The following is a 12118-nucleotide window of genomic DNA, read 5'->3' as shown; positions in this document are numbered from 1 at the left end:
CGAACATCCTGCGCCCACCCGTCATTCAGAAGCGCTGCGCCCGCGTGAATTGCCGTCATGCCACCCTCTCCTCTTGGTCTCTTCCGGCAAGGCCCGTTTCAAACACGAAATTGCGGCTTGCCAAGCTCATTATTATGTATATACATTTGGCGCATAAAAGAAAGGCGAAAAGCAAATGCCAGGGAACAAATCTGCAAAGGGAATGGCGCCGGAAAACGTCACATCATTGTGGCGCAATGCTCGGCTCGCGACATTCAACCCTTCGATGGAGGGCATCGGCGCAATCGAAAATGCCGCCATTGCCGTGCGCAACGGCCGCATTGTTTTTGCCGGACCTGAGAGCGATCTGCCCGCCGATGTGGCCGCGGCAGACGAGACAAACGACTGCGGCGGTCGCTGGATCACTCCGGCCTTGATCGACTGCCACACCCATCTGGTGTTCGGCGGCAATCGCGCCATGGAATTCGAGATGCGGCTGAATGGTGCGACCTATGAGGAAATCGCCAAAGCCGGCGGTGGCATCGTGTCTTCCGTGCGTGATACGCGCGCTCTTTCGGAAGACGCCCTGCTTGCGCAGGCGCTGCCGCGCCTCGACACGCTGCTGGCCGAGGGCATTTCAACCATCGAAATCAAATCCGGGTACGGTCTCAATATCGAAACCGAACTGAAAATGCTGCGCGTCGCCCGCAAGCTCGAGACCCTGCGTCCCGTGCGGATCGTCACCAGCTATCTCGCCGCGCATGCGACACCCGCCGAATATAAGGGCCGCAACGCCGATTATATTACGGATGTGGTTCTACCGGGGCTGGACAAGGCCCAGGCCGAGGGGCTGGTGGATGCGGTGGACGGTTTTTGCGAGGGCATCGCCTTTTCCGTCGAGGAAATGACCCGGGTTTTCGAAAAGGCAAAACAGCTGGGGCTTCCGGTCAAGCTGCATGCCGAACAGCTTTCCAATCTCGGCGGCACCGCGTTGGCGGCATCCTACGGCGCACTTTCCGCCGATCATCTGGAATATCTTGATGAAGCGGGTGCAAAGGCGCTGGTGACGGCGGGAACGGTGGCCGTGCTTCTGCCCGGCGCTTTTTACGCACTCCGGGAAAAACAGGCTCCTCCGGTTCAGGCCCTGCGCGATGCGGGCGCCGATATCGCACTTGCGACCGATTGCAATCCCGGCACCTCGCCGCTCACATCCCTGCTGCTGACCATGAATATGGGCGCCACGCTTTTCCACATGACGGTGGAAGAGTGCCTCACGGCGGCGACGCGCAATGCCGCAAAAGCGCTCGGCCTGCTTGCCGAAACAGGCACGCTGGAAGCGGGAAAATCTGCCGATTTCGCTATCTGGGACATCGAACGCCCGGCCGAGCTTGTCTACCGCATCGGTTTTAATCCGCTCCATGCCCGTATTTTTAAGGGACAGAAGGTTTACCCATGACTATCACGCTTCACCCCGGCAACGTCACCCTTGCCGAACTTGCCGCGATCTACTGGGACAACGGCACGGCCAAACTCGACCGCTCGTTCGATGCCGGCATAAAAAAAGCGGCGGCACGCATCGCCGAAATCGCCGCCGGCAATGCACCGGTCTATGGCATCAATACCGGTTTCGGCAAGCTCGCTTCCATCAAGATCGACGCAGCCGATGTGGCAACGCTGCAGCGTAACCTCATCCTGTCGCATTGCTGCGGCGTCGGCGCGCCACTTCCCGAAAATGTCGTTCGCCTGATCATGGCGCTGAAGCTGATTTCACTCGGTCGCGGCGCATCCGGCGTGCGGCTGGAGCTGGTGCGGTTGATCGAGGGTATGCTGGAAAAGGGTGTCATCCCTTCCATCCCGGAAAAGGGTTCGGTTGGCGCCTCCGGCGATCTCGCGCCGCTTGCCCATATGGCCGCCGTGATGATGGGCGAAGGCGAGGCCTTTTATGAAGGAGCGCTTCTGCCCGCCGGCGAAGCACTCGCCAAAGCCGGGCTGACCCCGGTCGTTCTCGCCGCCAAGGAAGGGCTGGCGCTGATCAACGGCACGCAGACCTCGACGGCATTGGCGCTCGCCGGTCTTTTCCGCGCCCACCGCGCGGCACAGGCGGCACTGATTACCGGCGCGCTGTCCACTGATGCCGCCATGGGTTCTTCCGCCCCCTTCCATCCCGACATTCACACATTGCGCGGCCATAAGGGCCAGATCGATGCGGGCGCTGCGCTGCGCAACCTGCTGGAAGGATCTGAAATCCGTGTCAGCCATATCGAGGGTGACGAGCGTGTTCAGGATCCCTATTGCATTCGCTGCCAGCCGCAGGTGGATGGCGCCTGCCTCGATCTTCTGAGACAGGTGGCCCGCACGCTTGAAATCGAAGCCAATGCGGTAACGGACAATCCGCTGGTGCTTTCCGACAATTCCGTCGTGTCCGGCGGCAATTTCCACGCCGAACCGGTGGCCTTTGCTGCCGATCAGACGGCGCTCGCCATCTGCGAAATCGGCGCGATCGCGCAGCGCCGCGTGGCGCTTCTGGTCGATCCGGCCCTCTCCTATGGCCTGCCCGCCTTTCTTTCGAAGAAACCGGGCCTGAATTCCGGTCTGATGATCGCCGAAGTCACGTCTGCCGCGCTGATGAGCGAGAACAAGCAGATGGCGCATCCGGCCTCCGTGGATTCGACGCCAACCTCGGCCAACCAGGAAGACCATGTGTCCATGGCCTGCCATGGCGCGCGCCGCCTGCTGCCCATGACGGAAAATCTCTTTGCCATCCTTGGCATTGAAGCGCTTTCGGCCGTTCAGGGTGTCGAGCTGCGCGGACCGCTGAAAACCAGCCCCGAGCTGCAAAAGGCAATCGCCGTGCTGCGTCAGGCGATCCCTTCGCTTGAAGAGGACCGTTATATGGCGCCGGATTTGAAGGCGGCTTCCGATCTGATCGCCACCGGCGCTCTGGTTTCCGTTATTTCGGAAGGCATCCTGCCTAAGCTGGAGGTGTAAGATGCGCGTCTTCGACATTAAAAAGGGCTCATCGCCGGTCATTCTCGGCCTGCCCCACACCGGCACCGATGTTCCCGCGGAAATCTGGCAACGCCTGAATGACAATGGCAGGGTACTCGCTGATACCGACTGGCATATTCATGACCTCTATGCAGGCCTGCTCCCCGATGTAACGACGGTCCGTGCCACCTTTCATCGTTACGTGATCGACGCCAACCGCGATCCCGAAGGCGTCAGCCTCTATCCGGGGCAAAACACCACCGGCCTCGTTCCAGATACCGATTTCGACGGCAAGCCGATCTGGAATGAGGGACAGGAACCCGATCAGGACGATATCGCCGCCCGGCTGGAAACCTTTCACGCGCCCTATCACGCGGCGCTGGCGGCGGAAATCGAACGGGTGAAGGCAATCCACGGCATAGCCATCCTCTATGACTGCCATTCCATCCGCTCGCATATCCCCTTCCTGTTTGAAGGCAAGCTGCCTGATTTCAATATCGGCACCGATATGGGCAGGACTTGCGACCCGGCCATCGAAAAAATAGCCGTGGAAGTGACCGCTGCCGCAGAGGGTTACGACAGCATTCTGAACGGCCGTTTCAAAGGCGGCTGGACAACACGCCATTATGGAAAGCCGGAAGCGGGCGTGCACGCCATTCAGATGGAACTGGCCCAATCCACCCATCTTGGCAGCGAGACGCCGCCCTTTGCCTATGACGTGCAAAAGGCCGAACGCCTGCGCGGCCATCTCAAGACCATTCTGACACGTCTCGAAAATTTCGCGCTTGCGACAAAAGGATAAGGGGAAATCACATGAACAATCCGCGCCACAACATCCGCGACGTCCGCGCGCCAAAGGGCATTGAGCTCAACACCAAGAGCTGGATGACCGAAGCGCCGCTGCGCATGCTGATGAACAATCTCGATCCTGACGTGGCGGAGAACCCGCATGAGCTGGTCGTCTATGGCGGCATCGGCCGCGCCGCCCGCACCTGGGCCGATTTCGACCGCATCGTCGCGACGCTGAAGGATTTGAACGAGGATGAAACGCTCGTCGTGCAGTCGGGCAAGCCGGTCGGTGTTTTCCGCACCCACAAGGATGCGCCGCGTGTCCTGATCGCCAATTCCAACCTGGTGCCGCACTGGGCGACCTGGGACCATTTCAACGAGCTGGATAAGAAGGGTCTCGCCATGTACGGCCAGATGACCGCCGGCTCATGGATCTATATCGGCACCCAGGGCATCGTGCAGGGTACCTATGAGACCTTCGTCGAAGCCGGCAATCAGCATTATAACGGCAACCTCAAGGGCAAGTGGGTCCTGACCGGCGGCCTCGGCGGCATGGGCGGCGCCCAGCCGCTCGCAGCCGTCATGGCCGGCGCATCCTGCCTTGCCGTCGAGTGCAACCCGGATTCGATCGATTTCCGCCTGCGCACCCGCTATCTCGACGAGAAGGCCGAAACGCTGGACGAAGCCATGGACATGATCGCCGGCTGGACGAAGAAGGGTGAAGCCAAGTCCGTCGGCCTGCTCGGCAACTGCGCCGAAATCCTGCCGGAAATGGTCCGCCGCGGCATCCGCCCCGACATGGTCACGGACCAGACCTCGGCCCACGACCCGATCAACGGCTATCTTCCCAAGGGCTGGACCATGGGCCAATGGAAGGAAAAGCGGGTCAGCGATCCGAAGTCGGTGGAAAAGGCCGCCCGCGCCTCCATGCGCGACCACGTCGAAGCGATGATCGCCTTCCAGGACATGGGCATCCCGACCTTCGACTACGGCAACAACATCCGTCAGGTCGCCAAGGATGAGGGTCTTGAAAACGCCTTTGCTTTCCCCGGCTTCGTGCCGGCCTATATCCGCCCGCTGTTCTGCAAGGGCATCGGCCCGTTCCGCTGGGCGGCTCTTTCGGGCGATCCGGAAGACATCTACAAGACCGACGCCAAGGTGAAGGAGTTGCTGCCGGATAACAAGCACCTGCATAACTGGCTGGACATGGCGCGCGAGCGCATCGCTTTCCAGGGTGTCCCGGCCCGCATCTGCTGGGTCGGGCTTGGCGACCGTCACCGCCTCGGGCTTGCCTTCAATGAAATGGTCAGGAACGGCGAGCTGAAGGCTCCGATCGTCATTGGCCGCGATCATCTCGACAGCGGCTCGGTCGCCTCGCCGAACCGGGAAACAGAGGCGATGCAGGACGGCTCGGATGCCGTGTCCGACTGGCCGCTGCTCAACGCATTGCTTAATACGGCATCGGGTGCGACCTGGGTATCGCTGCATCACGGCGGCGGCGTCGGCATGGGCTTTTCCCAGCATTCGGGCGTCGTCATCTGCGCCGACGGATCGGACGATGCGGCCAGGCGGCTTGAACGCGTGCTCTTTAACGACCCGGCAACCGGCGTCATGCGGCATGCCGATGCCGGTTACGAGATCGCCCTCGATTGCGCAAAACAACAGGGCCTGCGTCTGCCTGGAATTCTCGGAAACTAAAAAGACAAAGCGGCGCAGGCAGAAAACTGCGCCGCTTGTCAGATTGTAGAGGACGGTCGCGCCAGCCCTTCGCGCATTAGCAAGTCGTCGGGAATGATCAGTTGCAACGCCGCACCGGCGGCTCTTGGAACTTCTTCTCTGTCTGCGGCTTTGCTCGTTGCTGTTTTTAACCGACCGGCTTTATGCTCGTTGGAAAGCCGCGCTAACCGTGAGGGCGGGCATGAAGGACATGGTAGATCGACGAATGGCGCAGAGATTCCTTCCGCTTGCCTTTACTCTTCTGTTTGGAGCGCTTCTCCCGGTATCCGCCAACCATGCCATGGCGTCTGAAAAGCAGCCCATCATGCCGGTGCGGATCGACGTTGGCGGCTACAAGCTGAACAGCGTGCTGGTCGAAGCCGGAAAGAGAGCAGAACTCCCGCCGATCCTCTTTATTCACGGGGCGAGCGCCAGTCTTTACGATCCGATGTTCTCGTTTCTCGAAAAGCTTGGAGGCCGGGCAAAATTGCTGTTTGTCGACAGGCCGGGGCACGGCAACTCGGACATTGGCGGCAAGAGAAATATTCTCCCGGACGGGCAAGCCGACGCCATCGCACAGCTTATGAAAAAACGCGGCGTGCCTAGAGCCATTGTCGTCGGTCATTCCTTTGGCGGCGCCATCGCGGCATCACTTGCGGTGCGTCATCCGGACATGGTTGCGGGCCTCGTATTCCTGTCTCCCGCCGTCTATCCGTGGGAAGGCGGAATTGCCTGGTATTATACGGCGGCAAATGCGCCATTCAGCGGCCCGCTCTTCAGTACCTTCATTGCTCCGCCGGCCGGTCTTCTGGCGCTGGATCAGGCAACACGTGGCGTTTTCGCACCCAACCACAGGCCTGCCGATTATGTGGAGGCGACGCATGCCGTCGCGGCCCTGCGACCCAGGGCTTTTCGGCATAACGCCCAGGAGGTCGCAGCCCTCAATGAATGGGCGCGTGGAGCTTCGTTGGACTATCCGCGCATCAAGGCGCCGACTGTCATCATAACGGGAGATACGGACACCATCGTCTCACCAGACGTGCATTCCCGCCATCTCACCAGAGATATCAGCGGCTCCACTTTGATCGTCGTGCACAATCTCGGGCATAAATCCGATTATGTCGCCAGCGACCTTGCCATTGCCGCCATCGAAAAGGTCGCCGGCCGGCGGTCCGATCTAAAAGCGGCCCAGAGAATGCTTGAGCAGCGCATCGAGAATGATCGCTGATGACAATCTTCTGTCGCCTAATCCACCAAGACTGATTTTGGATATCACATGAAAATAATACGCGCTTCCGAATACAAGACCATGCCGTGGAAAAACGGCGGTGGCGTTACGGTGGAAATTGCCATCCACCCGCCTGGCGCTTCCGTCAATGCATTTGACTGGCGCATCAGCATGGCGACCGTTGCTCAGGATGGACCGTTTTCCAGCTTCCCCGGCATAGACCGTACGCTTGCGATTATCAAAGGTAACGGCATGGCACTTGCGATTGCGGGGCAGGAGCCGATGCCGTTGACAGCGAAGAGCACGCCCCTGCCCTTCGCCGCGGATGTTCCGGTGGATGCCACCCTGTTGGATGGCGCAATCGTCGACCTTAACGTCATGACCCGTCGCTCATCCTTCACCCACAACGTCCAGAGGCTTGTCGGCAGCTATTCGGCCGAAGCGAAAGTGGGCACAAGGCTGGTTCTCGCGCTCGATCCTGTAACTATCTCGGTCAATAACGAGCTTGTCCGACTGGATAAGCTGGATGGCATTTTCATGGAGAACAACATGCCCTTCACCATCGAGGCCGGGCATGATGAAAGCACTTTCTTTCTGATTACGCTGCAGCCGACCTGAAGCACCGCGGCCTCAATCCAGCCCCAGCGGATCTGCAACCCTTGGCCAGAGCTGCAGGCTTGCCTTGCGATAGGCCGTTTTTGCCGGATCGGTCGGATAGGATGTGGGCGCGGCGATATAAACGATCTCTGAGGCAATCGGCGCAAAACCGGCATGGAAGTGGTTGGTGGACTTCACCAGGAGCACATCTTTCGCGGCAAAATCGATGCCAAGATTGGAAAAGATATCCGGCTCATAAGTTTGCGTACGGCTGGTAATGAGAATGATATCAATCTCTGTTCCAACCGGCCTTACAACGGCGGCACGGCCGAGCGTGACGCGGCTGTTGCGGAAACTCTGCCAGCCCGCTTCCGCAGTGCGCATTACCCTTATCCGGAAATCCAGCGGCTCACCGCCTTCAGGGCTGGATTTGCCGCCGATGCGCAGATCGATTTCGGCGCCCTCACCTGCCGCATGACAGAACGACACGGCAATCGGATCCCAAATCGTTGCAACGCCGATCTTGTCCATGCCGCGCTCCACCATGCGCCGCAGAATATGGGTCGCGTCCCCCGCAACGCCACCGCCTGGATTGTCCCATATATCCGAAATCACCACCGGCATATCTGGATTATTGCCGCGGATCGTAAGGGCCTTGTCCAGACCGGCTTCCGTATCGAGCATCGGCATGGCCGTCAGCTTGCGCATGGCATAAAGCTCATGGCCGAGTTTTTCGGCCAGTACGTCGCCCTTTTGCCTGTCATTGTCGGTTACGACGACTATACGCGTGCCCATATCCGGTACATCACCCGCCATAAACCCGTGAATGACCGAAACGGAAAGGATGCCATCCTTGCCTTCCAGTGCCTTCAGGCGGTCGACATAAGACCGCATCGGCTCACGGCTGGTGGGATAAATCGTAATCATCCGGCAGTCGAAAGTGGAAATAACCGGCCTGATTTCTCCACGCAGGGTCCGCAGCGCCATATCCACCACATGCTCACCACGCTCTTCGAAATCCGTATGCGGGAATTCCAGAAACGTTGCCATGATGTCAAGATTGGCGACCCTCAGCGCCGTTAAATGGCTGTGGGGATCGAATTCCGCCGCTATCAACACATCGGGTCCAACAAGCGCCCGGATGCGCGACAGGAAATCGCCTTCCGGATCGTCGTAACCCTGCGCCACCATGGCGCCATGGAGACCAAGAACCACCGCATCGACCGGCAAAGCCGCCGTAAGCTCCGCAAGAATCGTATCGCGCAGCGTTTCATAGGTTTGGCATTGGATGAGTCCAGCCGGCTCTGCCCAGCAGGACGTTCCCTCGATAACCGTGAACCCTTCCGCCTTGCCACGGCGGCGCAGGATTGGCACCGGCGAGGAGCAGAGTGTCGGCGTTTCCGGATGTTCGCCCGGCCCGGCATAAAAGGCGGCGCGAAAAGCATCCATATCCGTCGGAACGGGTGAAAACGTGTTGGTCTCGGTGGCAAGCGATGCCGTGAATATGCGCATGACTGTGATTCTCTTTGCCGGTGCCCGCCTGTCAGCAGCACCCGTTTCGCAATTTAATTAGCCGGGTAACATCACCAGACGGTGCCGCGTGCCGCGACCTCCTCCACACGCGTCACCAGACCATTTCGATGGAAAACCATGCGGTCGAAAAGATTACTGACGACACAGGTGTGGTTCGGCACGACCCTGACGATGTCACCGATTTCAGGCCGGACCGAGCCGCAGGCCGACAAATCGACGACCGCATGCTCTTCCGAAAGCGAAATGATTTTTGCGCCCTCATATCCCTCGATCATCCCGTAATCGCTGAAACCCAGAAGATCGGAGGTCAGGGCTTTCGAGCCGCAATCTAGCACGGCGCGATCGGCCGTGGGTCTCGATACCACGGTGGCAAGGACATGCATCGCCAGATCGCCGGCGGTGCAATGTCCGGCACGCAGCATCGAGCGGTCATTATAGACATAGGTGCCCGCCCGGTGCTCGGTCGCGGAAGGAACGAGGTGAGCGGAGAAGAAATCTGGCGAGCCGCCGCTTGAACGGACAGGGCAGTCGATACCTTTTGCCGCCAGCAACGCTATGGTCTCGCTGATAAAGGTTTCCACCTTTTCCGCCCCGCCGGGGGCTGGATAGGTCAAAATGCCCCTGAATTCGAGACCCGGTGCCGCGACGATCTTTTCAGCAAGTTCCAATGCGACCTGCGGGGTCTGCACACCGCAGCGCTTTCCGCCCGTATCGCATTCCACGAGCACCGCAAGCGGTCTTTGCGCATTGAATGTTCCGGCAAGTCCGGCAATCGTCACCGCGCTATCGGCAACAACGCTCAGCCCGCCGATACGGGCGTTGAGCGCCTGCAACCGCGCAAGTTTTGCCGGACCGATGATATTGTAGGTAATCAGGATATCGTCAAACCCGGCATCCGCGAAAACCTCCGCTTCGCTGACTTTCTGGCAATTGATGCCGATGGCGCCGGCCTCAAGCTGCTGTCTTGCGATAGCGGGTATCTTGTGCGTCTTGATGTGGGGACGGAAAGCCTTGCCATGGCCGTTGAGATAGGATTGCGCCTTGAGAATATTGGCAGCAAGCCGGTCCTCGTCGATCACCGGCATTGGTGTCGAAATGGCATCGAGTGGTGTACCTTCATCAGGCCAGGGATAGGTCATCATATGCTCTCAAAATCAGAAATATCGGGCATCAAGCCAGCGGCTTGTAGGCAATAACATCCATTTCTACCTTGGCATCGACCATAAGGGGCGACTGAACGGTTGATCGCGCCGGCGGATGATCGATGAAATATTTCTGGAAAACAGCATTGAAGCTCGAAAAGTCACGCGCATCATCGAGCCAGACATTGACCTTGACGACGTCAGCGAGCGTGCAATCGGCGAGTGCCAGAACAGCTTTGATGTTGGCCACGACCTGCTCGGTCTGCGCCACGATGCCGCCGGTCACGACCTCACCATCGACGGTCGGCACCTGACCGGACACATAGACAAAATCCCCTGCCCTGACGGCTTTGGCGAAGGGGCGGCGCTGGCCACCTGCCTGGCTATCTGCCGTCTCGAATCTTACCAGCCTCTGCTTTTCCATAGATGCCTCGCAAATAATTTTCATCAATTTCACATTTTTTCGGTTTTATAGCCTGTTTTGCGGCTATATTCCACAAGTGATGTAAATTATTTAGCAAACACGTAAATATCATATCGCGACGCGACAGTGCGCATCCTTTTGACATGGGGCCTCCATATGAAGTCAATCTGGATGGCAACCAACCAAAACAATGGATCCGCTGCAATAAGACGTGAAAGTTTGCCGCGGCAAACTTCATAATGCACTGAACATTGAGTGTCGCATCTACAGCCCCAATGTACTCCTGGCCGACCCGTCACTGACGTCAACCGAGCGCAGACATCCGTCCGTTAGACGTTATTCTTTCCGTCACGGCCTCGGCAATTTTCTGAGCCTGTACACGAATATCCGGAACGGCCGTAATTTCCCAGAAGCGACCCGCCGTCAGCGCGCCGGCGGCAAAAAGGCCTGGCCAGTTTTGCCCATCCGCCCTTATCAGACGGGATTCGGCATCAACCTCGACTCCTAGCCCAAGAGGATCGAGGAGAAGGACGCCATCACCCTGCATGGTTTCGAGAAGACGTGAATGGCCAATCCCTGCTCGCTCCATCCCCGTACAATTGACGACCCAGTCAACCTGAAACTCTTTGATGATCTGCGTATGCCTGCGGCGATAAGAGACCGTGATCCCTTCATCCTGCTCCTCGAGAGAGCGGAGGTAACCTGCATGGATTTCCAGAACGCCCTCAGCGAGGAGTTTCTCAAAGGCCTTGTGTACTTCAGGCGCGATACGGTGCCGGTGAATATTCCACCAGGGTAAAGCATGCCGCAGAAACCTGCTGCGCTGCTCAGCTGTCAGGCTCTGCCACAACGCCTGTGTCCTTGGTCGTAAGCCATCCATCACTGTACGCCATGGCGCGCCTTCTCTCACTTGTTTGCGCAACGACTGCAGTAGCCGGCTGATTTCCGTCGACCTCTCCGGCAAATGCGGAATAGTAGCGGCAAGTGGCGGGCTGACGTGAGGGTGTGGTACCAAACCGCGTCGAGAGAGAACATGAATAGGACCGCGATGGCCTTTTCCCCGCAGGGTCAGAACCTGGTCGATCATCGTCAGACCGGAGCCGAGAATACAGATGCGATCTCCCGCCCTCACTCTCGACAGCCATCCGGGTTGCCAGCAATGACCAATGATGCGCGGCAACCTTTCTTCCTCTTTCGCGACGGTTTGCACCGGCAAACCCGCGGCGCCAACACCCAGGCATAAGACAACATTCTGCGCGCGTAATGCTTCGCCATTCTCCAGGGTGAAGGAAAATCCGCCCTCACCATCCGGCAGGCAGGCGGATGCCTTTGCGCGGATGAAATCTACCCGTGCCCGCTGGTCCCTGCTGCGAAGCAACGAGGCCAGCCTGTCTCTTAGATAGAGACCATAATCCCCGCGCGAGGCAAACAACAACGGATCCTGCCCGATTCCGTTTTCGGTTAACCAGTCAAGAAAGTCATCGGGCCGATCAGGAAACACACTCATTCGCCCTGCCGGCACATTCAGTCGATGATAGGGCAGCTCCGTGCGATAGGCCGTGCCACGACCGAAATCCGACTCGTCGCCGACAATGGCGACAGAAGCATCCGCTGGCAGCGAGGATAAAAGATGAGCGACAGTACAGATGGCCGAGAAACCGGACCCGACGATAGCGACATCATAGGACATTTACTCCTCCAACCTGCAACAGCATGAACATG

Annotated in this window: 11 protein-coding genes (1 of these 11 only partly in view); 6 read left to right on the top strand and 5 right to left on the bottom strand. The window is 58.8% G+C overall.

Annotated features, from left to right (window positions below; translation table 11 throughout):
* On the bottom strand, positions 1–59 hold the 5' end (the start) of the coding sequence (locus FY152_19165; GenBank protein UXS34267.1) for a formimidoylglutamate deiminase. The gene continues 1288 nt to the left of window position 1, outside the view; 59 of the gene's 1347 nt are visible here — the first part of the coding sequence; the start codon lies at positions 57–59; its stop codon lies beyond the left edge, outside the window.
* Between the two features lie 116 nt (positions 60–175).
* Between FY152_19165 and FY152_19160 the strand changes: the two genes are divergently transcribed.
* The 6 genes from FY152_19160 (at position 176) to FY152_19135 (ending at position 7318) form a co-directional block, all read left to right on the top strand.
* A complete protein-coding gene (locus FY152_19160; GenBank protein UXS34266.1) occupies positions 176–1435 on the top strand; it encodes an imidazolonepropionase in 1260 nt (419 codons plus the stop codon).
* The gene (gene hutH, locus FY152_19155; protein ID UXS34265.1) at positions 1432–2967 is read left to right on the top strand and encodes a histidine ammonia-lyase; all 1536 of its coding nucleotides are present in this window, start codon (positions 1432–1434) and stop codon (positions 2965–2967) included. Before FY152_19160 ends, hutH begins: the two co-directional genes overlap by 4 nt.
* Before the next feature lies 1 nt (position 2968).
* Positions 2969–3769 carry an N-formylglutamate deformylase gene (gene hutG, locus FY152_19150; GenBank protein UXS34264.1) on the top strand — a complete coding sequence of 267 codons (801 nt, stop codon included), beginning with the start codon at positions 2969–2971 and terminating at the stop codon, positions 3767–3769.
* A gap of 11 nt (positions 3770–3780) precedes the next feature.
* Positions 3781–5454, top strand: coding sequence for a urocanate hydratase (locus FY152_19145; GenBank protein UXS34263.1), 1674 nt, complete (start codon positions 3781–3783; stop codon positions 5452–5454).
* A gap of 220 nt (positions 5455–5674) precedes the next feature.
* Complete coding sequence (locus FY152_19140) at positions 5675–6700, top strand: alpha/beta hydrolase (GenBank protein ID UXS34262.1); 1026 nt, start codon at positions 5675–5677, stop codon at positions 6698–6700.
* A 48-nt stretch (positions 6701–6748) separates the two neighbouring features.
* The gene (locus FY152_19135) at positions 6749–7318 is read left to right on the top strand and encodes a HutD family protein (protein UXS34261.1); all 570 of its coding nucleotides are present in this window, start codon (positions 6749–6751) and stop codon (positions 7316–7318) included.
* Positions 7319–7330: 12 nt separating this feature from the next.
* On the opposite strand, the gene FY152_19130 is transcribed toward FY152_19135, so the two are convergent.
* From FY152_19130 to FY152_19115, 4 genes are all read right to left on the bottom strand, one after another.
* Positions 7331–8809, bottom strand: coding sequence for a M81 family metallopeptidase (locus FY152_19130; GenBank protein ID UXS34260.1), 1479 nt, complete (start codon positions 8807–8809; stop codon positions 7331–7333).
* Positions 8810–8880: 71 nt separating this feature from the next.
* Entirely contained in the window at positions 8881–9969 is a 1089-nt protein-coding gene (locus FY152_19125) for a D-TA family PLP-dependent enzyme (protein UXS34259.1), read from the bottom strand.
* Positions 9970–10000: 31 nt separating this feature from the next.
* Positions 10001–10396 (bottom strand): RidA family protein, encoded by a 396-nt coding sequence (locus FY152_19120; protein UXS34258.1) that lies wholly within the window; start codon positions 10394–10396, stop codon positions 10001–10003.
* A 304-nt stretch (positions 10397–10700) separates the two neighbouring features.
* Positions 10701–12086, bottom strand: coding sequence for an FAD-binding protein (locus FY152_19115; protein ID UXS34257.1), 1386 nt, complete (start codon positions 12084–12086; stop codon positions 10701–10703).
* Positions 12087–12118 lie beyond the last annotated feature (32 nt).

The organism is Agrobacterium tumefaciens (assembly GCA_025560025.1).
GTDB lineage: Bacteria > Pseudomonadota > Alphaproteobacteria > Rhizobiales > Rhizobiaceae > Agrobacterium.
Note: the sequence above shows the minus strand (reverse complement) of the source record. Positions and strands in the feature narration are given on the sequence as shown.